The sequence below is a fragment of the Gracilibacillus saliphilus genome, assembly GCF_010994085.1.
Taxonomy (GTDB): domain Bacteria; phylum Bacillota; class Bacilli; order Bacillales; family Amphibacillaceae; genus Gracilibacillus; species Gracilibacillus lacisalsi.
The window spans coordinates 1-24,423 of record NZ_WJEB01000026.1 but is presented as its reverse complement, the minus strand read 5'-3'; the positions used below and the strand labels follow the sequence as shown (position 1 = coordinate 24,423).

Annotated in this window: 24 protein-coding genes and 2 tRNA genes; 20 read left to right on the top strand and 6 right to left on the bottom strand. The window is 36.4% G+C overall.

The window, feature by feature from the left end; genetic code table 11:
• Positions 1–278 precede the first annotated feature (278 nt).
• From GHT08_RS15560 to GHT08_RS15525, 8 genes are all read left to right on the top strand, one after another.
• Positions 279–734 (top strand): MarR family winged helix-turn-helix transcriptional regulator, encoded by a 456-nt coding sequence (locus GHT08_RS15560; RefSeq protein WP_018931389.1) that lies wholly within the window; start codon positions 279–281, stop codon positions 732–734.
• Positions 735–747: 13 nt separating this feature from the next.
• Positions 748–1,584: a glutamate racemase gene (racE, locus tag GHT08_RS15555; protein WP_163582394.1), complete on the top strand. Its 837-nt coding sequence runs from the start codon at positions 748–750 to the stop codon at positions 1,582–1,584.
• A gap of 290 nt (positions 1,585–1,874) precedes the next feature.
• Entirely contained in the window at positions 1,875–3,017 is a 1,143-nt protein-coding gene (locus tag GHT08_RS15550) for a GerMN domain-containing protein (protein WP_193568312.1), read from the top strand.
• A 165-nt stretch (positions 3,018–3,182) separates the two neighbouring features.
• The gene (gene rph / locus GHT08_RS15545; protein WP_163582393.1) at positions 3,183–3,926 is read left to right on the top strand and encodes a ribonuclease PH; all 744 of its coding nucleotides are present in this window, start codon (positions 3,183–3,185) and stop codon (positions 3,924–3,926) included.
• Positions 3,927–3,940: 14 nt separating this feature from the next.
• Positions 3,941–4,534, top strand: a complete 594-nt coding sequence (locus tag GHT08_RS15540) for an XTP/dITP diphosphatase (RefSeq protein ID WP_163582392.1) — start codon at positions 3,941–3,943, stop codon at positions 4,532–4,534.
• A gap of 13 nt (positions 4,535–4,547) precedes the next feature.
• Positions 4,548–5,069 (top strand): metallophosphoesterase family protein, encoded by a 522-nt coding sequence (locus GHT08_RS15535; protein WP_163582391.1) that lies wholly within the window; start codon positions 4,548–4,550, stop codon positions 5,067–5,069.
• Between the two features lie 302 nt (positions 5,070–5,371).
• Positions 5,372–5,445 (top strand) — tRNA-Gly (locus tag GHT08_RS15530).
• A gap of 1 nt (position 5,446) precedes the next feature.
• Positions 5,447–5,520: transfer RNA gene (locus GHT08_RS15525), tRNA-Arg, on the top strand.
• 108 nt (positions 5,521–5,628) lie between these two features.
• Here the strand turns inward: GHT08_RS15525 and GHT08_RS15520 are convergent.
• The 4 genes from GHT08_RS15520 to GHT08_RS15505 all read right to left on the bottom strand — a co-directional run bounded on the left by GHT08_RS15520 (position 5,629) and on the right by GHT08_RS15505 (position 7,481).
• A complete protein-coding gene (locus GHT08_RS15520) occupies positions 5,629–6,045 on the bottom strand; it encodes a hypothetical protein (RefSeq protein WP_163582390.1) in 417 nt (138 codons plus the stop codon).
• Positions 6,046–6,574: 529 nt separating this feature from the next.
• Complete coding sequence (locus GHT08_RS15515) at positions 6,575–6,715, bottom strand: hypothetical protein (protein ID WP_163582389.1); 141 nt, start codon at positions 6,713–6,715, stop codon at positions 6,575–6,577.
• Between the two features lie 242 nt (positions 6,716–6,957).
• The gene (locus tag GHT08_RS15510) at positions 6,958–7,065 is read right to left on the bottom strand and encodes a YjcZ family sporulation protein (protein WP_018931396.1); all 108 of its coding nucleotides are present in this window, start codon (positions 7,063–7,065) and stop codon (positions 6,958–6,960) included.
• A gap of 269 nt (positions 7,066–7,334) precedes the next feature.
• Positions 7,335–7,481, bottom strand: a complete 147-nt coding sequence (locus GHT08_RS15505; protein WP_163582388.1) for a hypothetical protein — start codon at positions 7,479–7,481, stop codon at positions 7,335–7,337.
• A 488-nt stretch (positions 7,482–7,969) separates the two neighbouring features.
• On the opposite strand from GHT08_RS15505, the gene GHT08_RS15500 reads away from it, so the two are divergent.
• The 6 genes from GHT08_RS15500 (at position 7,970) to yihA (ending at position 16,049) form a co-directional block, all read left to right on the top strand.
• Positions 7,970–8,635 (top strand): HAD family hydrolase, encoded by a 666-nt coding sequence (locus GHT08_RS15500; protein ID WP_163582395.1) that lies wholly within the window; start codon positions 7,970–7,972, stop codon positions 8,633–8,635.
• Positions 8,636–8,774: 139 nt separating this feature from the next.
• On the top strand, positions 8,775–9,761 hold the full coding sequence (locus GHT08_RS15495; protein WP_163582387.1) for a hypothetical protein: 987 nt from the start codon (positions 8,775–8,777) through the stop codon (positions 9,759–9,761).
• Positions 9,762–9,933: 172 nt separating this feature from the next.
• Positions 9,934–11,220 carry a trigger factor gene (gene tig, locus GHT08_RS15490; protein ID WP_163582386.1) on the top strand — a complete coding sequence of 429 codons (1,287 nt, stop codon included), beginning with the start codon at positions 9,934–9,936 and terminating at the stop codon, positions 11,218–11,220.
• A 343-nt stretch (positions 11,221–11,563) separates the two neighbouring features.
• On the top strand, positions 11,564–12,835 hold the full coding sequence (clpX, locus tag GHT08_RS15485; protein ID WP_018931401.1) for an ATP-dependent protease ATP-binding subunit ClpX: 1,272 nt from the start codon (positions 11,564–11,566) through the stop codon (positions 12,833–12,835).
• A gap of 309 nt (positions 12,836–13,144) precedes the next feature.
• Positions 13,145–15,478: an endopeptidase La gene (lon, locus tag GHT08_RS15480; protein WP_163582385.1), complete on the top strand. Its 2,334-nt coding sequence runs from the start codon at positions 13,145–13,147 to the stop codon at positions 15,476–15,478.
• Positions 15,465–16,049: a ribosome biogenesis GTP-binding protein YihA/YsxC gene (gene yihA / locus GHT08_RS15475; protein WP_018931404.1), complete on the top strand. Its 585-nt coding sequence runs from the start codon at positions 15,465–15,467 to the stop codon at positions 16,047–16,049. Before lon ends, yihA begins: the two co-directional genes overlap by 14 nt.
• Before the next feature lie 251 nt (positions 16,050–16,300).
• Here yihA and GHT08_RS15470 read toward each other — a convergent pair whose 3' ends face one another.
• Together GHT08_RS15470 and GHT08_RS15465 are read right to left on the bottom strand one after the other, a co-directional pair.
• Positions 16,301–17,200, bottom strand: coding sequence for a DMT family transporter (locus tag GHT08_RS15470; protein WP_163582384.1), 900 nt, complete (start codon positions 17,198–17,200; stop codon positions 16,301–16,303).
• A gap of 72 nt (positions 17,201–17,272) precedes the next feature.
• Positions 17,273–17,752 (bottom strand): LiaI-LiaF-like domain-containing protein, encoded by a 480-nt coding sequence (locus GHT08_RS15465; protein ID WP_018931406.1) that lies wholly within the window; start codon positions 17,750–17,752, stop codon positions 17,273–17,275.
• A gap of 228 nt (positions 17,753–17,980) precedes the next feature.
• Between GHT08_RS15465 and hemA the strand changes: the two genes are divergently transcribed.
• From hemA to hemL, 6 genes are read left to right on the top strand one after another with little or no spacing between them, the layout of a single operon-like run.
• A complete protein-coding gene (gene hemA / locus GHT08_RS15460) occupies positions 17,981–19,348 on the top strand; it encodes a glutamyl-tRNA reductase (RefSeq protein WP_018931407.1) in 1,368 nt (455 codons plus the stop codon).
• 18 nt (positions 19,349–19,366) lie between these two features.
• A complete protein-coding gene (locus tag GHT08_RS15455) occupies positions 19,367–20,185 on the top strand; it encodes a cytochrome C assembly family protein (protein WP_018931408.1) in 819 nt (272 codons plus the stop codon).
• 24 nt (positions 20,186–20,209) lie between these two features.
• Positions 20,210–21,142, top strand: coding sequence for a hydroxymethylbilane synthase (hemC, locus tag GHT08_RS15450; RefSeq protein ID WP_163582383.1), 933 nt, complete (start codon positions 20,210–20,212; stop codon positions 21,140–21,142).
• Complete coding sequence (locus GHT08_RS15445) at positions 21,139–21,903, top strand: uroporphyrinogen-III synthase (protein WP_163582381.1); 765 nt, start codon at positions 21,139–21,141, stop codon at positions 21,901–21,903. The genes hemC and GHT08_RS15445 overlap by 4 nt, the downstream gene beginning before the upstream one ends.
• The gene (gene hemB / locus GHT08_RS15440; protein ID WP_163582379.1) at positions 21,903–22,883 is read left to right on the top strand and encodes a porphobilinogen synthase; all 981 of its coding nucleotides are present in this window, start codon (positions 21,903–21,905) and stop codon (positions 22,881–22,883) included. The genes GHT08_RS15445 and hemB overlap by 1 nt, the downstream gene beginning before the upstream one ends.
• Positions 22,884–22,896: 13 nt before the next feature.
• The gene (gene hemL / locus GHT08_RS15435) at positions 22,897–24,183 is read left to right on the top strand and encodes a glutamate-1-semialdehyde 2,1-aminomutase (RefSeq protein ID WP_163582377.1); all 1,287 of its coding nucleotides are present in this window, start codon (positions 22,897–22,899) and stop codon (positions 24,181–24,183) included.
• The last annotated feature ends 240 nt before the right edge of the window (positions 24,184–24,423 follow it).

The window sequence follows — 24,423 nt, the reverse complement described above, 5'->3', positions numbered from 1 at the left end:
TACACCAGGAAATTATAAATTTTTCGGATGTGGATAACACGTAGGCAGCCTGTCTAGCCACGTCCAGCTTCGAGCGCTAAAAACTAGGCGGCTTCACGAATTGCCCTACGATAAGTCATCATCGGTTCACTTTTCTAAGTGATTCCATTATCTCAGTTGATTCGATCCGGTCGCTCTGCGCTTTTCTTCTCAACACTAGAAGATTCTGTATAACATTTTATCGAGAAAAAATGTTATAGTAAACTTATGTATTTTTATGTATGAAGGGGCGTTTTGATTTGGGTAAAGAAGCGGAGCAAATTGCAGATATTGAAAGAGAATTAAGATTTTTATCAGGGATCATCAAACAAAAAGGTCGTGAAATATTAAATAATTATCCGATTACAACCCCGCAATTCATTGCCTTACAATTTTTATTAGAGCAAGGAGACTTAACATTAGGTGAATTATCCAAAAAAATTAACCTCGCTTTTAGCACCACAACAGATTTAGTTGATCGCATGGAAAAGAATGATATTGTGGAACGAGTGAAAGATACCAAGGATCGGCGAGTGGTTCGTATCCACCTATTAGAAAAAGGAAGAAAAATTATCCAGGAAGTAATTGAAAAACGACAGAAATATTTAGGTGAGGTTTTATCGAATGTTAAAGAAGAGGATATGGAACAGTTATCAAGACTATTACATCTCCTTCACCAAGAAATGAGATACCAAACAGAAAATGTAAAATTGTAAAGAGGCGATAATAGTGAAACAACCAATTGGAGTTATTGACTCAGGGGTTGGCGGACTTACAGTAGCAAGTGAATTAATTCGTCAATTACCGAAAGAATCGATTATTTACTTGGGTGATACGAAAAGGTGTCCATATGGACCTCGCCCGAAAGAAGAAGTGATCCAGTACACTTGGGAAATGGTTCACTTTTTATTAGAAAGAGATATTAAAATGTTAGTTATTGCTTGTAACACAGCAACGGCGTTTACGTTGGAACAGTTAAGAGAAGAACTGTCGATTCCGGTTGTAGGAGTGATTCAACCAGGTGCACGTGCTGCTATTACCCATTCACGTACGGATGAAATAGGTGTGATAGGGACAGAGGGAACGATTAGCAGTAAAGCATATGTCGATACATTAAGGCAAATAAATACAGAAATTGAAGTCCACGATTTAGCTTGCCCACGATTTGTTCCCTTAGTGGAAAAAGGAATCGTACAGGGAGAAGAAGCGGATCAAGTGGTACGAGAAACGTTACAACCATTGAAGCAATTTTCTAATATGGATACACTTATATTGGGGTGTACGCATTACCCAATGATTAAAGCGTTGATTCAAAAGGAGATAGGATCAACCGTTACTGTGATATCGTCAGGAGAAGAAACCGCACGGGAAGTCAGTACCATTTTAGAATATCAAAATAAGCTTTACCAAGGTGAGCAGCCACCACAACATTATTTCTACACTACTGGTGATGTCGGTGTTTTTCATGAAATTGCATCACGGTGGTTAAATCAGAAAATTAATGCAGTCGATAAGATTGAATTAAATACAGTCAAAAGTCTGGGAAAAGGTGCTATCAACAAGTGATATTAAATAGTAATGTTTAAATAATGTTCGCAATATGTGGAAAAAAACAGATAGAAAAGCCAATAACTTGGTATTCTATCTGTTTTTTTGCTTATTTGAACCTCTATTTAACGAAGATTCTATACTACCTGAACGAAAAAGAGAAGTGGCAGCTGTAGTATAGGTAAGGACTGGATGCGGGGGTGTCCAGATTTTCTTATAATAATTGATTTTTAGATTATATTGGTTGGTCTATTTTAAAAATAAGCTCGTATACATAGTAGTACAAACCATCGTAGGAGGTATCGGTTATGAAAATCGATTTAGCTAAAAAGTATGCAGGGGTTGTATTATTATGTTTGCTTTTGTTAGTGGGTTGTGGCGTTTTTGAAGGAGAACAGACATTAGATCAAATAGATGCACCACCCGAAAATGCAGAATTAACAGATGACTTGGAAAACATTCCGGAAGGTGAAGATGATTCAGAGGCAAATCCGGAAGAAGGTGAAGCTGAAGGAGAAGATCCAGTGGAAGAAGGAGAGACAGAAGGAGAAGATTCAGCGGCGACTACTGAATCAGTTGAAAGAGTTTTATATTTGTTAGATCAAAACGGTTTAGTTGTGCCTCAAGAAGTACAAATGCCAGCTCCAGCATCTAAAGAAGTGGCGAAACAAGTATTAGAATATCTCGTACAGGATGGGCCTGTGACATCGCTATTACCTAGTGGATTTCAGGCAGTTTTACCTGCAGGTACTGAGATTATCGATTTGAACTTAGAAGCTGATGGAACATTAGTGATAAATGTATCGGAAGAATTTACAACATATGAAGCAGAGAATGAACAAAAAATTCTAGAAGCTATGACACATACATTAACACAGTTTGAAAATGTAGATAGTGTGAAGTTATGGATCGAAGGAGAAGCGCAAGATTCCATGCCGGTTAATGGCACACCATTAACGGAAGGGTATTCACGAGCTAACGGAATTAACATTCAACAAACGGATGGTGTTGATTTAATGGAAAGTAAGGCGACTACGCTTTACTTTCCAATGCAAGGTGATGAAATGGTCTACTTTGTTCCCATTACACAACATGTTCCGATGAATGAAGAGAACCAATATCAATCTATTGTACAAGCTTTAATGGATGGCCCTTCATTTGATTTACCATTACAGCATTTTGTTAATACTGGCTCACAACTTGCGTCAGAACCTGTTTTTGAAGATGGAGTCCTTTCATTAAACTTTAATGAAAATATCTTAGCCAACAGTGCAAAAAGTGTGATCGCTGATGAGGTGATGCAGTCGATCGTCCTTACATTAACTGAACAAGAAGATATCGAGGCTGTTGAGGTCTCTGTTGAAGATCATGAAGAAGTGATCAGTGAAAGTGGACAACCATATACAGAACCAGTATCAAGAGATATGGTTACGCCAACTGAAAGTATCTAATCCATTCATTGAATTTACTTGTTAGATTATTCTTTATAAAAAACTCGGCACCCGTTTCATTTGATTGGAGCGGGTGTTATCTTTTTAGCTAAATTTCTTATGTATGAAAAACCCATGTACTGAGAAAATATGTTAAGATAGAACAGTATGTAAGGAGGAAATAGAATGCGTGAAACTGGGAGAGAAATAGATCAACTAAGATCAATTGATATTCAAACTAATTTTACTAAACATGCAGAAGGATCTGTTTTAATTACTGTCGGCGATACAAAAGTGATATGTAATGCCAGTGTAGAGGATCGAGTTCCGCCTTTTATGAGAGGGTCAGGCAAAGGCTGGATTACTGCTGAGTATGCGATGTTACCACGAGCAACAGAAACGAGAAACATCCGTGAGTCATCAAAAGGTAAAGTCTCCGGACGAACCATGGAAATTCAGCGTTTAATCGGACGATCACTACGTGCGGTGGTAGACTTAGATGCTATCGGAGAACGTACGGTATGGGTCGATTGTGACGTGATTCAGGCAGATGGTGGTACACGAACTGCATCGATAACTGGAGCGTTTGTCGCGGTTGTACATGCACTAGGTAAATTACTAGAAGAAGAAAAAATAAAGTCATTACCAATTACAGATTATCTTGCAGCTATCTCGGTTGGGGTACTACCAGATGGAACTGAAATTTTAGATCTAGAATATTCTGAGGATGCCCAAGCACATGTCGATATGAATGTGGTGATGACTGGTAAAGGTGAATTTGTGGAACTCCAAGGTACGGGTGAAGAAGCAACATTTACAAGTACACAATTAACGAAAATGTTAGCTCTTGCTGAAAAAGGTTTAAAAGAGATTTTTAAAATCCAAGCAGAGGCAATCAAACCTTACCAAGATAACATAGAACAATCCTAGGGGAGCTTTTTCATATGAAAGAATTAATAATCGCAACAAAAAACGAAGGAAAAATGAAAGATTTTAAACGTTTATTTGACCCGTTAGAAATAAAAGTATCTTCTTTATTAGATTTGGCAGAGCCAATTGATGATATTGAAGAAACGGGTACAATCTTTGAAGAAAATGCGGCAATAAAAGCAGAAGCGATTTGTGAAAAATTCAATATCCCGGTTATTGCTGATGACTCAGGAATAGAGATTGATGCACTTCATGGTGCACCAGGCGTATATTCAGCCAGATATGCTGGTGAGGAGAAAGATGATAAAGCCAATTTGGAAAAAGTACTAACTGAAATGGAAAATGTACCACAAGCTGAACGTATAGGCCGTTTTGTATGTGTATTAGCTATCGCTCAACCAGGAAAACAAACGGTCTTTAAACGTGGAGAATGTGAAGGAACGATTGGTTACCAAGCAATTGGTAAGAACGGTTTTGGATATGATCCGATCTTTTACCCAACTGGCAGCTCTAAAACAATGGCAGAAATGACTCCAGAAGAAAAAAATCAAATTAGTCATCGCAAAAAAGCGTTAGATAAAATGGAAAACTGGGTAAAGCAGTTGTAAGAGGGGTGGAGACATGCCAAAAATTTTAATACTTAGTGATAGTCACGGTTGGACTAGTGAAGTTTCTGAGATAAAAGCTCGACACCAAGATGAAGTCGATGCGATGATCCACTGTGGCGACTCAGAGTTAGAAGCAGATAGTGAAGAACTTGCAGATTTCCAAGTAGTTCAAGGAAACATGGATATGGATTTCCGTTTGCCAGAAGAAATTGATTTTCAAGTAGGAAAATTACATTTTTTTGTAACACACGGTCACTTATTTCAAATTAAATCAACGTTAATGCCAGCATCCTATCGAGCAGAAGAGTTAGGTGCCAATGTCATTTGTTTTGGTCACTCACATGTTGCTGGCGCTGAAAAAGTAAAGGATCAATTATTCATTAATCCAGGAAGTATTCGCCAACCGCGAAGTGCACACCCTGGATCATATGCAATCCTGACAGCAGATGAACAATTAGAAAATATTGATATCCGTTTCTACACAAAGGATCAGCAGGAGATTTCCAGTCTTGCCTATCAAACTTCGTTAACATAAGTAACAAGCCAGCAGATATTGATTCTGCTGGCTTGTTACGAGTATGTTATAATAAATTTATAATTTTATGTTGACAATCCTAGCGTAAGTTTATATAATGGTACTTGTCCGTTAACGAGATACATAATAAAAATACATAGAAATGCGGGTGTAGTTTAGTGGTAAAACCTCAGCCACGAGCGATACATCCACCGAATTATCTTCGAGTTGTTCCGAAGCATTTGCTTCTATTGAAACAACTGGTAGATGCAGGAACATGATAGTGCGTAGTTAATAAACATAAGTATAATAAAATATATAATGCGGGTGTAGTTGAGTGGTAAAACCTCAGCCTTCCAAGCTGATGTCGAGGGTTCGATTCCCTTCACCCGCTCCATGTCCCAGTAGCTCAGCAGGATAGAGCAACAGCCTTCTAAGCTGTGGGTCGGGAGTTCGAATCTCTCCTGGGACGCTAGCCAAACCTCACAACTATAATCATTGTGAGGTTTTTTTGTTCTCTATGTAATTAACGAAAACGCCAGTCAAGACTGTCTTAAATTAGATCCATGAAAATCAAAGACTAATGGATAGCTGAAGATATGTGCTCGCCGAACGCTTTTGTAAAAATAATTTCCAAACTCTTTAGTAATAAATAAAAAATAACGCTAGAGCCTGGATAGACAATAAAACTACCTAAATCATACAATATTGGATTACCATCTATTATATTTATAATCTTCATGATTAAGCCAATAATACCACCGGCAATAGCATAATTGATCCAACGCACTCCTTTATTGACTTTATCAATTATAATCGATGCAGGTATTCCGATAAATAAGAAAAAAGGGAATGAATACCAATAAACTATGAAAAACGTAATTAAGAATGAGGAGCCTGTTATATAAGTAAGAGTTGAACCAGTGATTGCATCGAATGCTAAAAAAGAAAAGTAAAGGATACATGGTGCAATTACAGATGTTAAGATCCTTTTCATTTTTATTCCTCCTAACATTTCATTTTTAACATAACATAGAAAATATACATTTTCGAGATGTGTTAGCAACAGTTAATGATATCCGGTATTTGGCAGTTTGTAAGTTAGAGCATATCAATAAATTTATGCAAAAAGTAAAATAAATGGGAGGGTATTCACTAATTATGTCGAATTAATAGGATATAAGAATTAAAGGAAGGAAAGGTATGCTGGATAGCAAAAAGAAAGATCGTTTTAAAATACATACTGTTTATGAGGAAGAAATGTAATAGAGATCTATACATATATTAGATAGAGATAATGGCCATTCGTTTGTCTACTATGGTGGAGAACTGAATTAACAGAGATTTGCATCCTCTTCATTGGCGTAAAAGATTGCATTTGATTAAACATGGGGTGTATGACAAGGCACATGCAGCTTCTGTCTAATTCTGTAGTATCATATTTGTATTCTTCTTCAGTTTTTGTTGTTCAAAAAATAATGCATTAAAGTTCTCAGCATCATATCTTATCAATTGCAGACTTCGGGCTATTTAACAGGGTCATAACCGATTGTATTTTCTGTTGCTGAATCCATAACTCCTCTATCATTTGCTATTAATTCATCAACGGAAAGGACATAACTTACTATAATAATATCAATATAATATGTTATTATTAATAAATACATCAATAAAACCCCTGTGAATAAACAGTAGCTTTCGAATTTATGTGGAAGGAGTTCGAATCTATTTCAGATCGCCATCTCCTCTTTACTACTACAATCTTTTTGAGGGTGACAGTTCAAGTTTGTATGCTGATGATAAGTAGGGTAAAAATAAAAAAATCTAACTTATGTAATGAGATACAGACGGACGCCCATCTGTATCTGCAAAGGAGGTTATAAATTATGCGATACACTAAATCATTGAATTAATAGCCGTAACCACCACCGAAGGAAGCACCAATAATAATTAAGAGGATGAACAATACTACAATTAATGCAAAACCTCCACCGTAACCAGCTCCATATCCACTCATCGTAAGAAACACCTCCTTTAAACTCAGATAATGCATACTATGTTTTATTTTCAAAAGTTGTAACGGACAGCTGCCATCCAAATTCGAAATAAATCGATTAAGAAATGATCTTAACAATTTTTTCTTCGACAGTAACAAATTAGAGGTGAAATCTAACTAGAACTGATTGGTAATAGCTTGTTAGTCAATATTATGTAAAAGATTTATTGGATTATTTTTCTCATTTATTTAGAGGACCTAACTAAACGTGAGGTCCTCTAAATAAGTTATTATTTACCTTGATTACCCATATTTGTTACATTAGAAAGTAATCTTTGAACTTGTTGACCTTGCCCTTGACCATTCATCATACTATATGCAGCAATACCGACTCCGATGGAACCAAGTACAGATAGCCATTGGATATTTCTCACCATAAACACCTCCAAAAGATATGTTGGCTTTATATAGCCTCTAATATTTTTTGGAGATTGGATAAAAACATGTATGGGAATCATTTCTCATTAATAAAGAAACCATGGGAATGATGGAGGAACATACAGATACTAAATCTTATAAAAAGAATGGAATAAATAGCTTTTTAAGGAGTATCAACTTGCTAAGTATCTGTGTAGGAATACATGACTATTGAATTATTTTTTATCCTTAGAGGGATTGCGCAGATCCTTCACAACTAATAGGCAAGTAATAATTATAAAAATAATCATGGTTATTTGCGTGAAAGTGTGTTCCAAAGCTTGATGAATGCCAATGGACAATCCAGTTAACAAAATAAATAGGTATGTAAGTTGGTGTAATTTCATTTTTAAAATGGTGTTGAAGTAACACCAAATTCACCTCGTTTCGGTTCAAACTTTATTTGTTATATTTGTTATAATAAGAAGAAAAAGGTTGGTGATGATCAATCAAAGCTGTTTTATTCGATTTAGACGGCACTTTGCTAGACCGGGATTCGTCAATAAATATTTTTGCTAAAAATCAATATAATAAATATTATAAAGCTTTACAACATGTAGATAAAGACCTGTATATAAATCGTTTTATCGAACTGGATAACAGAGGGATGGTCTGGAAGGATAAAGTGTACCAACAGTTAGTTAAAGAATTCTCCATTACGGATTTAACATGGAAAGAGTTGTTAGATGATTATATAAGTCGGTTTTGTTATAGTTGTAAACCATTCTCTAATCTACATCAAATGTTAAACAGATTAAAGAATATGAACATAAAACTCGGGATGATCACAAATGGAAAAGGCACATTTCAAAGGGATAGTATTAATGCTTTAGAAATAGATAAATATTTTTCAATCATTTTAATCTCAGAGTTAGAAGGGATAAAAAAGCCAAACCCTAAAATTTTTGAAAAAGCTTTACAACATTTGCAAGTCCAGCCTAATGAATGTTTTTTTGTTGGAGATCACCCCGAAAATGATATAAATGCTGCCAAACGAGTTGGTATGCATACGATTTGGAAATATACATCTGATGTTACATGTGATAGTGCAGACTTTATTATTGCTGATTTAAAGGAAATTCCAATTATTATGAAAGACTTTCAAGAAGAATAAGTTTGTTAAAAAGCTTTGCACCACGATCATCATGAACAATTAAAATTCATCCAGTCCTTTGCTATATCTGATGCTTGAGTAATATTAGAATAAACTTTATAATAGTATCTACTATCATAAGGAAAAGGCAGGTGAGATAATGGAAGAAGAAAGGGAAAACATTATTATTTTTCCTAAATGGAAGGATAATTTAGAAGGTAAAGCGAAAACAGCAATGCAGGAAAATCGTTTTCAGGAAGCTTATGACTTTTTCCATCAATTAACGGAAAATGGTGTCCGGTCACATGAAGTAATGACTGGTAAATTAATATGCATGATGGAACTTAACATGCATGATGAAGCGGAAGATTTATGTGAAGAACTAATCACGAAGAAAGACGATTATTTTGCTTCTTACGTACATATTTATGCCACATTGTTATTTCAGTTAAGTAAGTATAATGAAGTGATGTTTCTAATTGATGAGGCTTTAACCCAAACAAATATTCCTTCTCATATTAGAGATCAATTACGACATATGTATCAGCTAAGTAAAGAATTACAGCAACAGGAAGATAAAAAATCATACATAGAAGTTCAGAACCAGTTAGAGGAAGCAATTGAACAGAAAAATGACCGTCAGCAATGGTATATGGTGAAGCGCTTACTTCAGTTGGAGGTATATCACGATAAAGCTTTTTTTAGAGGGATGTTAAAAAATCCGGAAATTCATCCAGTGGTAAAGACGGCATTATTAGAATATTATCAAAAAGTACAACCAGATCAACCGATACATATAGAAAAGTTTCAATTGACAGATGAAATACATATAAAAGAATTGGACGATATTATACCTGTTTCCTTTATAACAGGTGTTACCCATTGGTTAGATCATGTACAACAACAAGACCCAACCAAATTTCAAATGATTCAATTCATATTAGAACGCTTTGCCTATGTATACACCCCTTTTTTACCACAAAAGGAAAACTATCAACTTTTAGCGGAGTCGTTGTTGTATTACGTTAGCAGAAGTTTCCAATTATTCGATGAAGAAGACGATCGCCAGGTTTCTGTTATCAAGGAACATTATTTGAAAATGATTGATATATCAGAGACACTTTATGGAACAATTTTAGACGTTTAATGCCTGGTGATAAAATTCATTGCAAAAAAAATACTACATACGTTATTATTATTGAAAGCAAATGCAATTATGTTATAATAAGATGGTTGCAATTTGCGTTCGGTCTATTATAGGATGGTATATTGAATGAACGTCAAATATACAGATTTTTTTATGTTGGAGGGAATTTAGAATGACAGCAAAATGGGAAAAGCAAGAAGGTAATGTCGGCGTCTTAACGGTAGAGGTAGATGCAGACAAATTCGATAGTGCTTTAGACCAGGCCTTTAAGAAGGTTGTAAAACAAGTACAAGTACCTGGTTTCCGTAAAGGTAAAATGCCGAGGGGAATGTTCGAAAAACGTTTTGGTGTAGAATCATTATACCAAGATGCTGTAGATATTATTCTTCCTGGTGAATACACAAATGCAGTAGAGGAAACTGGAATCGAACCAGTAGATCAGCCAGAAGTGGATATCGAACAAATCGAAAAAGGTAAAAACCTTATTTTTACTGCTAAAGTTACCGTGAAGCCTGAAGTACAACTTGGCGATTACAAAGGACTTGAAGTAGAAGAAGTAAGCACAGAAGTAACAGATGAAGATGTAGAAGAAGAAATCAAAAAGCAACAAGAACAACAAGCTGAACTTGTTGTGAAAGAAGAAGGCGAAATCGAAAATGGTGATACTGCTGTAATCGATTTTGAAGGCTTTGTTGACGGAGAAGCATTTGAGGGTGGTCAAGCAGATAACCATTCATTAGAAATTGGTTCTGGCTCTTTCATTCCAGGCTTCGAGGAACAACTAGTTGGTAAGAAAGCGGGAGAAGAAATAGACGTAGAGATTACTTTCCCTGAAGAATACCATGCAGAGAACTTAGCTGGAAAAGATGCTACTTTTAAAGTGAAAATCCATGAAATTAAAGCAAAAGAACTTCCAGAATTGGATGATGAATTTGCTAAAGACGTGGACGAGGAAGTAGAAACACTTGATGAGTTAAAAGAAAAAACAAAGAAACGTCTTCAAGAACAGAAAGAAAACGAAGCTGATGCTAACAAACGTGAATCTCTCGTTCAACAAGCGTCTGAAAATGCAGAAGTGGAAATTCCAGAAGCTATGGTACAATCTGAATTAGATCGTATGCTTCAAGAATTTGAACAAAGATTACAAATGCAAGGTATGACATTAGACATGTACTTCCAATTCTCTGGCCAAGATGAAGATGCGTTAAAAGAGCAAATGAAAGAAGATGCTGGAAAACGTGTGAAAACAAACTTGACGTTAGAAGCAATTGCTGCTACTGAGAATGTTGAAGTAACAGATGAAGATGTTGAAAAAGAATTAGAGTCTATGGCTTCTATGTACAATATGGAAGTGGATCAAATCAAACAAGCGCTTGGTGGAAACACCGCAGCTCTTCAAGAAGACTTGAAATTCAAAAAAGCAATTGATGTCCTTGTAGATAATAGCAAATCAAAATAAACAGTATAAGAAAACAAGGTGCGTAAACCCGTACCTTGTTTTCTATACACATTTAACCTTCATCCTGCCAAACTATACAGCCCCATTTTTTTTTACACAAATAATTGATGAATGAAATAGAAGGATATACATTTGGTAAGACTAACATATACATAAAGAAAACTCTTCTCCTATAAAAGGCAAACTATTTGTAATCGACTTAAAAGACTGATACTCTTTACAAACGTGAAAAAGTGTATTACTTTTTTATTTTGCAACAATTTGATATGATTGCCTAAAGACGAAAAGTGTTTAGTCGTTTTGTGAATCATAGGAGATATTTTTTGAACAAGGGGTGAATGTCATGTATAAATTTAATGAAGAAAAAGGTCAATTGAAATGTTCATTCTGTGGAAAAAGCCAAGACCAGGTTCGTAAGCTAGTAGCTGGACCAGGTGTTTATATATGTGATGAATGTATTGAACTTTGTACAGAGATTGTGGAAGAGGAATTAGGTACAGAAGAAGAAGTGGAATACAAGGATATTCCAAAACCACAAGAAATTTGTGAAATTCTAGATGATTACGTTATCGGACAGCAAAAAGCAAAGAAAAACTTATCAGTAGCCGTATACAATCATTATAAACGTATCAATTCACCAAAATCGAAAGATGACGTAGAATTGGCGAAAAGTAATATCGCAATGATTGGTCCAACGGGTAGTGGTAAGACATTGCTTGCACAAACACTTGCGCGTATTTTAAATGTGCCGTTTGCTATAGCAGATGCAACATCATTAACAGAAGCAGGTTATGTAGGGGAAGACGTTGAAAATATCTTATTAAAGCTTATTCAAGCAGCTGATTATGACGTTGAAAAAGCAGAAAAAGGTATTATCTACATTGATGAAATTGATAAAGTTGCTCGTAAATCAGAGAATCCATCCATTACACGTGATGTTTCTGGTGAGGGTGTGCAACAGGCATTATTAAAAATTCTTGAAGGCACAACAGCTAGTGTACCTCCACAAGGTGGAAGAAAGCATCCACATCAAGAATTTATTCAAATTGACACTACTAATATTTTATTCATTTGTGGTGGAGCATTTGATGGTATTGAACAGATCGTGAAGCGTCGACTTGGTAAGAAAGTTATTGGTTTCGGTGCTGACGCTGACAACCAGGAATTAGATAAAGCTACTCTACTTTCAAAAGTACTTCCAGAGGATTTATTACGCTTTGGTTTAATTCCAGAATTCATTGGGCGTCTGCCAGTTATCGGAAGCTTAGAGCCACTGGATGAAAAAGCACTAGTGGATATTTTAACAAAACCAAAAAATGCTTTAGTAAAACAGTTTAATAAGCTATTCGAAATTGATGACGTTGAATTGGAATTTGAAGAGGGTGCGCTAGAAGCTGTTGCCCAAAAAGCAATTGAAAGAAAAACAGGTGCTCGTGGTTTAAGATCTATCCTCGAAGGCATTATGTTAGATGTTATGTTTGAATTGCCTTCCCGTGAAGATATTAAGAAGTGTATCATCACGAAAGAAACAGTTACACAAGAAAATGGTCGTCCAAAATTAGTCCATGAAGATGGAACAGTTCTCGACCTTGAATCTCCAAAAGAAAGTGCGTAAATAGGGCGCCAGATCTAAACTGGATATATGACAGCACAATATTGCAGAAAAAATCCCTTGTTGTTCAACAAGGGATTTTGTATTGTTTTATCACTATAGGTAAAACTAATAAAAAGTACTTTTAGATTTACAAAAAAACGAAACTTCTTTAAACTTATAACAACAGAAGAAACATTCAATGGTACTAGGTATTATGCATATCATTTTTATTGGCTATAGTATAAAACGAACGAAGGCTTTCGCCAAAAGATATGGTGATCACTTTTTGTTTGGATACATAAGAACTAGTAGCTTTGACGGAGGTGCCATATGACAGAATCAAAATTTATACATATTCCATTATTGCCATTACGGGGGTTAATTGTATTTCCAGGTATGGTGATTCATCTGGATGTAGGGCGAGAAAAATCGATTCAAGCGTTAGAGAAAGCAATGATGAATGATCAGCACATATTTCTTGCTGCTCAAAAAGAAAGCGCCATAGATGAGCCGAAAACAGATGATATTAATACGATTGGTACGGTTGCAAAAGTTAACCAAATGCTAAAATTACCGAACGGAACGATGAGAGTCTTAGTAGAAGGGTTGTACCGTGCTGAAATTCAACAATTTATTAATGAAGAGAAGCAATTTTTTGTTGAAATTGAAGAAGTAGAGGATATACATCAGAAAAAAGCTGAAGAAGATGCGTTAATGCGTGCATTGTTAGAGCAATTTGAGCATTACACTAAAATTTCTAAGAAAGTCAGTAAAGAAACGTTGGCAAGTGTGACAGATATTGAGGATCCTAGCCGTTTTGCTGATCTTGTTGCTTCACATATAACCTTAAAGATGTCAGACAAGCAAGAAGTACTGGAAACGTTAGATGTTACGAAACGTCTCCGGAAGTTACTGGAAATCATCTCTAACGAAAAAGAAGTATTAGAATTAGAACGAAAAATCGGACAACGTGTTAAAAAATCGATGGAAGAAACCCAAAAAGAATATTACTTACGTGAACAGATGAAAGCCATCCAAAGTGAACTGGGTGATAAAGACGGTAAGACTGGTGAATTAGCTGCATTAAGAAAAAAGCTAGAAGAAAAAGACTTGCCTGAACGGATTGTGGAACTGATAGAAAAAGAATTAAACCGATATGAAAGAGTGCCACAAAGCTCAGCTGAAAGTTCTGTGATACGTAATTATATTGATTGGGTACTGTCATTACCTTGGACAGAGGAAACAGAGGATAATCTGGATATAAACCATGCTGAAAAAATTCTAGATGAAGATCATTATGGATTAGAAAAGGTTAAAGAACGCGTTCTGGAGTATTTAGCAGTTCAACAGCTAACCAATTCATTGAAAGGCCCAATTCTTTGTTTAGTTGGACCACCAGGTGTTGGTAAGACATCTCTAGCCAGATCTGTGGCAAGATCGATTGATCGCCATTTTGTCCGGATATCACTAGGGGGTGTCCGTGATGAAGCGGAAATCCGAGGTCACCGCCGTACCTATGTTGGTGCAATGCCAGGCCGCATTATCCAAGGTATGAAAAAAGCTGAAACCATTAATCCAGTCTTTTTGTTAGATGAAATTGACAAGATGTCTAATGATTTTCGTGGAGATCCTTCGGCTGCAATGTTGGAAGTATTAGACCCGGAGCAAAATAATACCTTCAGTGACCATTACTTGGAAGAAACGTATGACCTTTCTAAGGTTATGTTCATTGCTACAGCTAATAACTTGGCAACTGTACCACGACCTTTACTTGACCGTATGGAAGTTATTTCGATCGCAGGTTATACCGAATTAGAAAAATTACACATTGCTAAACAACATTTATTGCCGAAACAATTAAAAGAAAATGGTCTAAAAAAAGGGCATATGCAGATGCGTGATGAAGCCTTATTAAAGCTTATACGTGTGTATACGAGAGAAGCGGGTGTACGTGGCTTGGAACGTCAACTAGCTTCTATTTGCAGAAAGGCAGCTAAGATCATTGTTTCTGGTGAAAAACAACGCGTCATCGTTACGGAAAATCAATTAGAAACGATTTTAGGTAAGCCGAAATTCCGCTATGGTATGATGGAGGAAGAAAATCAAATTGGTGCTGCCACAGGATTAGCCTATACCGCTGCGGGTGGTGACATTTTATCGATTGAAGTTAGTATCTCAAAAGGGAAAGGAAAACTAACGTTAACTGGTAAGTTGGGCGATGTTATGAAGGAATCAGCACAGGCTGCTTTCAGTTATATTCGTTCAAGAGCAGATCAATTAAAGATAGATCCGGATTTCCATGAGAAATATGATATTCATATTCACGTTCCAGAGGGTGCTACACCAAAAGATGGACCATCAGCTGGTATTACGATGGCAACGGCACTGATCTCCGCTTTAACGGGAAGAGCGGTTCGAAAAGAAGTAGGGATGACAGGAGAGATTACTTTAAGAGGTCGAGTACTGCCAATTGGTGGGCTAAAAGAAAAATCATTAAGTGCACACAGAGCAGGTATTACAACCATTATAATTCCAGCAGATAACAAGAAAGATTTGGAAGATATACCTGAAAGTGTTCGGGAAGGTTTAACGTTTGTTCCGGTTGACCATTTAGATACAGTATTAGAATATGCATTATTGGGGGAGAACGATGAAAGTCAATAAAGCAGAAATCGTCATTAGTGCGGTGTCTGAAAAGCAATATCCAAAGGATCGTTGGCCGGAAATTGCCTTAGCCGGACGTTCAAACGTAGGGAAATCGTCTTTTATCAATAAATTGATCAATCGGAAAAATTTAGCTCGAACATCTTCAAAGCCTGGAAAAACTCAAACATTAAATTTTTATAATATTAATGATGCCTTTTACTTCGTGGATGTCCCTGGTTATGGCTATGCCAAAGTATCAAAAAAAGAGCGAGAAAAATGGGGTAAGATGATGGAAGAATACTTCTCGCTCCGTGATACATTGAGGCTGACTGTGTTGATTGTAGATATCCGTCATAAACCAACAGAAGATGATGTGATGATGTATGATTTTCTTAAGTATTATGAGATACCTGTATTAGTGATCGCAACGAAACTGGATAAAATCCCTAAAAACAAAAAAGCAACCCACTTAAAAAGAGTGATTGATACACTTGAACTTGACCCTGAGGATAGTGTCATTCCTTTTTCCGCTGAAACTAGTGAAGGAAAAGAGCACGTGTGGAGTTATTTATCTAATTATCTCAAGTAGATCAATAATCGAAGAAGTATTTATCATAAAGTTGTTGAAAGACAAAAAACATAAGAAATCGGGTTAAGTGTCCATCATAAAGCTGATGAAGGACAAGAAACACGAGAAATTGAAAAAAGTGTCCATCATAAGGCTGATGAAAGACAAAAAACATAAGAAATTGAAAAAAGTGTCTATCAAAAGGTTGATAAAAGTCAAAAAATATAAGACATTAGAAAGTCTCTATCAGTACTTAAACAAAAAACCGAGCGTTATTGCTCGGTTTTAGTAACTTTTCTTTGCTTGTGGTAAACAGTTAGGAATGCTGCACTGATTACTAATATTATTCCGATGACTTGTAAAAATTGTAAGTTGTCATTAAAAATAATTACACCAATCAAAACGGCAATGATCGGCTCCATTGCTCCTAGAATGGCAGCTTTACTTGATTCGATGCGAGTAAGACCAAACGTATAAAGTGTATAGGCACCAATCGTGGATATAATAACGATTCCACCGATATTTAGCCAGACTTCAGCTGATTGAAAAGCCTCTGTCTTCTCCCATAACTTACTAGTTGGCAAAATAAAAATACTTCCCATACATAACGCATAAATGGTTGTTGTAAGAAAATTATAGTGCCAGCTAACTTGTTTACCAATAATACTGTATAAACCACAGAAAAAGGCAGACAATAAACCCAATACGATACTAATGAATGGAATTTGCATATTTCCAATTGGTATTAGTTGAATAGCCAGTGAACAACCAAAAATCGTCAATGCTAGTGAGGTGATTTTTCTGCTTGTAATGGCTTCTTGAAAGAAATATTTAGACAATACGGTAACAAAAACAGGAGCAGTATACAATAGTACAACGGCTATGGATAGTGACGTCTGTTTCATCACTGTAAAGTAACACCAATTGAAAAAAACAATACTACATACCCCTAGTCCGACAAAGTGAGGGATATGTTTCCATTGAATTCGTAACTTCCTTGGAGCAAGAATGGCGATAAGCGGCATTAAAATGATGGTAGAAACAGTTAAACGGATTGCGACGATTTCCCATGCAGTAAATCCTTCGTTATACAATCCATCCACAAATAAGCCTGTCAAACCCCAAAAGCTCGCTCCGATTAATGTAACGAAATAAGCCAAATAGTTCTTCATACTTTCACCTTCTTTTCTCTCTATATTTTCAAAGGCTTCTGTATTCAGAAAGCATAGCCATCATAGCACATATTATTTTTTTTTCAACAGCAAATACAAACCTAATCCAATTAAAACTACTGGCCAAAAACGTTCAATCCAGCTCATAAGTTGATGGATCCAGCTAAACCAACCTGGCTGATTATCAGCGAAGATGGCAAAACCGGAAATAATTAATAATATGATACCAGGAATAAATCCTTTTTTTGTTTTAAAAGCACGAGCTAAAAAGGCTATACCGATAATCATGGTATACATTCCCCAATGATCAATCCAAAATGGATAATGGGTGAGAGCATGAAAATGGATCCCTAGTCCAAGTAATAGAATACCGGGGAAAACATTTTTAAAATCTTTAGCTGAAAAAGCATGAATGAGAAAAGCTGCCCCTACCAAAATTAATAAAGTAGGCCATGAGTAGAAATCTGTAAAGATAGGAAGTCGTAATTCCCTAAGTAAGAAAAAGACTCCGATTCCAATCAATAAATAAGCTACAAGACCATTATTTTTCAAAAATAAACACTCCTAGATAATAATTATTATTAATTTAGATTCATTTTCTTGATAAAATATATTGAATATGATAAAGTACTAATGAATTCAAAATCACATAACAACAACTTTCATTCTATCATAGATGATTAATAAACTGTTCATAAAATCATCACGATTTCGACATGAAAACATGTTATAATGATAATACTTATGTGTTAGGCTTTTGCTTTTTTGGGGGTAGATACAGTGCATATTTTAGCAGCGAGTATAAATTATAAAACAGCTCCTGTTGAAGTGAGAGAAATGCTAGCATTCCGTGAGGATACGATTACTGATGCAATGACAGAATTAAACAGCAGAAAAAGCATATTAGAGAATGTCATTATTTCTACTTGTAATCGCACGGAAATATATGCGGTAGTTGATCAGCTTCATACAGGAAGATATTTTATCAAACAGTTTTTGGCCGACTGGTTTGATATCGAAAAGGACGCATTCGCACCACACCTGATTATGTATGAAAACGAAGCAGCAGTGGAACATCTATTCCGCTTAAGCTGTGGATTAGAGTCCATGGTAATGGGTGAAACGCAAATTCTCGGTCAAGTAAAGCAAATCTTTTTAGATGCGCAAAAACGAAAATTGACTGGTACTATATTTAATGAGCTATTTAAGCAAGCAATAACGATCGGTAAAAAAAGCCAACGGGAAACATCAATCAATGAGAATGCTGTATCAGTGAGCTATGCAGCAGTAGAACTAGCCAAAAAGATTTTTACTGATTTACAAGAAAAGCATATTGTCATTATTGGTGCTGGCAAAATGGGTGAATTAGCTGCCAAAAACATCTATGGTTCTGGGGCAGAGCAGGTGACCGTTGTGAATCGTACTGTGGAGAAGGCAGAACAATTGGCAAGCCAATTTAATGGTGTCGCAAAATCAACTGCTGAGCTTGAGAACACTTTGGTGCAAGCTGATATTGTGATCAGTTCTACGGGAGCGAATGACTACATGATTACTAAAGATCTGTATCAACGTGTAGAAAAAAAGCGTAAAGGTCGTCCGTTATTTCTCGTTGATATTGCTGTACCAAGAGATTTAGATCCAGCTTTGGAATCTGTAGATAATGTATTCTTGTATGATATCGATGATCTCCAAAATGTGGTGGATGCTAATCTAGAGGCTCGAAAAGAAGCGGCCGAAGTTATTGAACTGTGGATTGAAGAAGAAATTGTTGCATTCAATGAATGGCTACAAACACTTGGTGTTGTACCGGTTATTACTGCATTACGTGAACAAGCATTATCGATTCAACAAGAGACTATGAAAAGTATTGAACGCAAAATGCCTAACCTAACAGAACGTGAACGTAAAGTGTTAAATAAACACACAAAAAGTATCGTCAATCAATTACTAAAACAACCTATCTTGCAGGCGAAAGAATTTGCTGGCCAAAAAAATGCAGAGCAAGCATTAACCTTATTTATGCAAATCTTTGATATTGAAGATCGTGTCAAAGAAGAAGTGAAAAAAACAGAAAATGATAAAGTGATTACTTTTGAAAAAAATAAGGATAGCATTATACAGAAACTACAAAATGTGTCGACACATTAATCGGGTGGTTTTCCCAATATGTTCGAAGAGAGATTTTTACAAGAAAGTGTATTATTACTCTATGGCTTGACTGTTATTATTTATTTTATAGATTTTCTGTACCATAACCGGAAAGCGAATCGTATCGCTTTCTGGTTGCTTGCAATGGTTTGGCTTTTTCAAACCATTTTTTTATTAACAGAAATTTGGAAAACATCAAGTATACCGATACAGACATTAAATGATGGGTTATATACGTATACCTGGATTATTATTACGTTTTCGTTAATCGTTCATCGAATGTTCCGACTGGAATTTTTTATGTTCTTTATCAGTGTATTTGGCTTTTTTATCATGATTATCCATACATTACGATCGATGCAAATCACGGATTCTACCCAGATCCCATTGGTATTAGATGAAATGCTTTTTGCACATATTGTACTTGCGCTCGTATCCTATGGTCTGTTTACCATTTCTTTTATTTTAGCTTGTCTATACTATATGCAATATAAATTTCTTAAACAGAAAAAAGGGTATAAATGGTTACGAAGATTCCAAGACTTAGAAGGATTGGAGAAAAGAGCATTTCAATTGATTGGATTGGGCGAGCCGCTACTATTGCTATCGATTATTCTAGGTGTCGTATGGGCTTACATGACCAACACAGAGTTTTACTGGGGTGATAGTAAAACACTCGGTTCCATCATTGTGTTAGTCATTTATGCTGGCTATTTATACATGCGAATTCAAAAGGGTTATCAAGGTAAAGCTATTTTAAGCTGGAATATATTCGCATTTCTCGTTTTATTAATCAACTTTTTCCTGTTTAACAGTTTATCGAACTTTCATATGTAACAAAACACAAAGGAGGCAACTAGCTTGCGTAAAATTGTCGTAGGTTCAAGAAGAAGTAATTTAGCATTGACTCAGTCAGAATGGGTTATTGAGCAATTAAAGAAACATGCGGGTGATAAATATCAATTTGAAATTAAAAAGATTGTGACAAAAGGGGATCAAATTCTTAATGTCACACTTTCGAAAGTCGGAGGTAAAGGACTTTTTGTAAAAGAGATTGAAAAAGCAATGTATGACAAAGAAATAGATTTTGCTGTACATAGTATGAAAGATATGCCTGCAGTGATGCCAGAGGGACTGATGATTGGTTCCATTCCTGTTCGAGAAGATCATCGAGATGCTTTTATCTCCAACGATCATATCAAATTAGCGGATTTACCGGCTGGAGCGGTTGTAGGAACCAGCAGTTTGCGCAGAGGATCGCAAATTCTAGCAGCACGACCTGATCTGAAAATTCAATGGATTCGTGGAAATATTGAAACAAGAATGCGTAAGTTAAAAGAAGAGAATTTCGATGCAATTATTTTGGCAGCAGCAGGGTTAAAACGAATGAACTGGAGTGAAGATATTGTTACGGAATATTTAGAACCAGATGTTTGTGTACCTGCTGTTGGACAAGGTGCCTTAGCAATTGAATGTAGAGAAAATGACCAAGAGCTGTTAGCATTATTAGCAAAAATCAATGATGCTTATACGGAAAAAACGGTAACAGCGGAACGCACCTTCTTGCATTTATTAAATGGTGGTTGTCAAGTACCGATTGGTGGCTATGCATACCTTGACGGTGATGAGGTTGTATTAACTGCATTAGTGGCAAGTAGTGATGGTAATACGATATTAAAAGAAACAATAAGAGGAAATGACCCACAACAAGTTGGGAAAGAAGCAGCCGAAAAATTGCAAGCTCAAGGTGCGCAGAAACTGGTAGACGAAGCAATCGAGGAGAATCAGGGATGAGTCTGCCTTTAAAAGGGAAGAGAGTAATGGTGACAAGGGAAGCGAGACAAGCCTTGCCCTTGATCCAATTACTTGAAGGGTATGGTGCTAGTTGTGAACGTGTACCCCTCCTTTGCTTTGAGGCAATAGACGATGATGTAAATCGCAGTCAATTGACCAACCTTGCTTCATTTGATTGGCTATTCTTTACAAGTGTGAATACAGTTCGCTTTTTTCATCAATATATAACAACGCTTGGTATTCAAGTGAAAAATAAAATTGCAGCTGTCGGTGAAAAAACAGCAAGGTCATTAACTCATTATGGTTATACCGTTGAATTTCAACCTTCCACCTACAGTGGTAAAGCTATGGTCGAAGAATTTTTAAATGAAAACAGTACGAAGCGGATTGCGCTTATATGTGGCGAAAATGCCAGAAGAGAAATTCCTGAATTACTCAAGGAAGCTGGAGTATCTTTTGAAAAAATCGTCATTTATCGTACAATAAAAAATGAGCATTCTAAATCTTTGCTAAACAAAACAGTATCTCAAGTTGATACGGTATTTTTCACTAGTCCATCAACTGTTGATGCTTTTCAACAATTTTTGAAGCCTCACCTGTTTGAACAAGCTAAAAATAGTTTGTTGACTATTGCGATTGGAGAAACAACTGCAGAGGCATTACGTGAACGGTCATTCTGCGATATTCTCTATCCGGAAACATTTACAGTTGAGGACATGGTAGAGATTTATATTGATTACATAAGAAAAGGTGATGCATAATGGCAAAAACACAATTTGATCGTCATCGTCGCTTAAGACACTCCAGTGTTATGAGACGATTTGTGCGTGAAACAGATTTAAAAGTAGATGATTTAGTATACCCATTATTCGTTGTCGAAGGGGAAAATATCAAAAATGAAGTAAGTTCAATGCCAGGAGTATTTCAAGTATCACTTGATCACCTCGACGAAGAAGTGGAAGAGTTATTAGCACTAGGTATTCCGTCTATCCTGTTATTCGGGGTTCCGAAAGAGAAAGATGAAGTCGGCTCAGGTGCCTATGACCCAAATGGTATTGTCCAACTGGCCATACGTCAGATCAAACAGAAGACCGATCAACTGCTAGTTATTGCGGATACTTGTCTTTGTGAATATACATCCCATGGCCATTGTGGTGTGATTGAAAATCAGGATGTCGACAATGACAAATCATTACCACTGCATGTAAAAACGGCGGTTACACAAGCTGAAGCTGGAGCCGATATTATTGCACCATCGAATATGATGGATGGATTTGTAACTGAAATTCGCAAAGGACTGGATGAGGCGGGATTTAAGCATATTCCTATTATGTCTTATGCAGTTAAATATGCTTCCGCTTTTTATGGGCCATTTCGTGATGCAGCAGAAAGCACTCCACAATTCGGTGACAGAAAGACCTATCAAATGGACCCTGCGAATCGATTAGAAGCAATGCGTGAAGCAGCATCTGATATCAAAGAGGGTGCAGACTTTTTAATTGTTAAACCAGCATTATCCTATATGGATATCATTCGAGAAGTGAAGAATCAACATCCTGTCCCAGTAGTTGCTTATAATGTAAGTGGCGAATATTCTATGGTCAAAGCGGCTAGTCTCAAAGGATGGATTGATGAACAAGCGATAGTTTTAGAGAAACTGACATCCATGAAACGAGCTGGAGCGGATATTATTATTACGTATTTTGCAAAAGATGTGGCCAAATGGCTTCAAAATAAATAAGGAGGTAGCTCTTATGCGTGAAAATCAGAAATCGGTAGATGCATATAAAGAATCGGTCAGCTTAATGCCGGGAGGGGTTAATTCACCTGTCCGAGCATTTAAATCGGTGGGCATGAACCCTATTTATATGGAATCTGGTAAAGGGTCCAAAATATATGATATTGATGGAAATGAATATATTGATTATGTTTTAAGTTGGGGACCATTAATTTTAGGTCATGCGGATGAACGAGTAGTCTCCAAGTTAAAAGAAATAACTGAAAAAGGGACAAGCTTTGGTGCACCAACATTACTGGAAAATGAATTAGCGCAATTAGTTATTGATCGTGTCCCTTCCATTGAAATGGTACGTATGGTTAACTCAGGTACAGAAGCAACTATGAGTGCTTTGCGACTAGCTCGTGGCTATACAGGGAAAAATAAAATTCTCAAATTTGAAGGAAACTATCACGGCCATGGTGACTCATTGCTGATAAAGGCTGGTTCAGGTGTTGCGACACTAGGTCTTCCAGACAGTCCTGGTGTACCGGAAAGTGTTGCTCAGCATACGATTACTGTACCTTACAATGATTTAGAGAGTGTTCGCTATGCTTTTGAACAATTTGGTGATGATATTGCAGCTGTGATTGTGGAACCTGTATCAGGTAATATGGGAGTTGTACCACCACATCAAGAATTTTTAAAAGCATTGCGTGACATTACTACTCAACACGACACTTTACTTATTTTTGACGAAGTAATGACTGGTTTCCGTGTTGGTTATCATTGTGCACAAGGTCATTTTGAGGTCACACCGGATTTAACTTGTTTAGGAAAAGTAATCGGTGGAGGTTTACCGGTTGGTGCTTATGGCGGTAAACGTGAGATTATGGAACGTATTGCTCCTGTCGGTGATATTTATCAAGCTGGAACATTATCGGGGAACCCGCTTGCAATGACAGCTGGTTTAGAAACGCTAAAGGCAATGGATCGTGAAGCCTATGATGAGATTAATCAGAAAGTGGATCGACTTGTGGAAGGGTACAGATTAGCAGCGGATAAGCACAATGTATCATTACAAATCAATCGTGCGGGATCAATGGTCGGAGTCTTTTTCGCAGATGAACCGGTTATTAACTATGAAACAGCAGCGAAATCTGATACCGAAGCATTTGCAACGTATTACCGAACAATGGCAGAAGAGGGAATTTTCCTTCCTCCTTCTCAATTTGAAGGGCTATTTATGTCAACAGCCCACACGGATGATGACATTGAAAAAACAATTGCAGCAGCAGAAAAAGCATTTGAAAAGCTATCTTAAATTAGAAGCTTGCAAGCCAAAAAAGGTTTGCAAGCTTTTTTAAAAAGGTAAGTAAGTATATAATCAACGCAATGACCGTGTTTAACGAAGTAGTTATTTTGACATATTTTATGTGTGTTTGCCAACGCTTCGACTAATTACTTCGCTTTCCGCGAGCACGGCCTCAACTAACTTTGCAAAGAAAAACACTTTGCAAAGTGGATTTTCGGCTCGCGCTATTCCCGCAGGAGTCTACGTAAT

Excerpts from the sequence above, each read along its gene's own strand:
- GHT08_RS15550 (WP_193568312.1), top strand. The coding sequence starts at position 1,875 with ATGAAAATCGATTTAGCTAAAAAGTATGCAGGGGTTGTATTATTATGT.
- rph (WP_163582393.1), top strand. The coding sequence starts at position 3,183 with ATGCGTGAAACTGGGAGAGAAATAGATCAACTAAGATCAATTGATATT.
- GHT08_RS15540 (WP_163582392.1), top strand. The coding sequence starts at position 3,941 with ATGAAAGAATTAATAATCGCAACAAAAAACGAAGGAAAAATGAAAGAT.
- GHT08_RS15535 (WP_163582391.1), top strand. The coding sequence starts at position 4,548 with ATGCCAAAAATTTTAATACTTAGTGATAGTCACGGTTGGACTAGTGAA.
- GHT08_RS15520 (WP_163582390.1), bottom strand. The coding sequence starts at position 6,045 with ATGAAAAGGATCTTAACATCTGTAATTGCACCATGTATCCTTTACTTT.
- GHT08_RS15515 (WP_163582389.1), bottom strand. The coding sequence starts at position 6,715 with ATGTATTTATTAATAATAACATATTATATTGATATTATTATAGTAAGT.
- GHT08_RS15510 (WP_018931396.1), bottom strand. The coding sequence starts at position 7,065 with ATGAGTGGATATGGAGCTGGTTACGGTGGAGGTTTTGCATTAATTGTA.
- GHT08_RS15505 (WP_163582388.1), bottom strand. The coding sequence starts at position 7,481 with ATGGTGAGAAATATCCAATGGCTATCTGTACTTGGTTCCATCGGAGTC.
- GHT08_RS15495 (WP_163582387.1), top strand. The coding sequence starts at position 8,775 with ATGGAAGAAGAAAGGGAAAACATTATTATTTTTCCTAAATGGAAGGAT.
- tig (WP_163582386.1), top strand. The coding sequence starts at position 9,934 with ATGACAGCAAAATGGGAAAAGCAAGAAGGTAATGTCGGCGTCTTAACG.
- clpX (WP_018931401.1), top strand. The coding sequence starts at position 11,564 with ATGTATAAATTTAATGAAGAAAAAGGTCAATTGAAATGTTCATTCTGT.
- lon (WP_163582385.1), top strand. The coding sequence starts at position 13,145 with ATGACAGAATCAAAATTTATACATATTCCATTATTGCCATTACGGGGG.
- yihA (WP_018931404.1), top strand. The coding sequence starts at position 15,465 with ATGAAAGTCAATAAAGCAGAAATCGTCATTAGTGCGGTGTCTGAAAAG.
- GHT08_RS15470 (WP_163582384.1), bottom strand. The coding sequence starts at position 17,200 with ATGAAGAACTATTTGGCTTATTTCGTTACATTAATCGGAGCGAGCTTT.
- GHT08_RS15455 (WP_018931408.1), top strand. The coding sequence starts at position 19,367 with ATGTTCGAAGAGAGATTTTTACAAGAAAGTGTATTATTACTCTATGGC.
- GHT08_RS15445 (WP_163582381.1), top strand. The coding sequence starts at position 21,139 with ATGAGTCTGCCTTTAAAAGGGAAGAGAGTAATGGTGACAAGGGAAGCG.
- hemB (WP_163582379.1), top strand. The coding sequence starts at position 21,903 with ATGGCAAAAACACAATTTGATCGTCATCGTCGCTTAAGACACTCCAGT.
- hemL (WP_163582377.1), top strand. The coding sequence starts at position 22,897 with ATGCGTGAAAATCAGAAATCGGTAGATGCATATAAAGAATCGGTCAGC.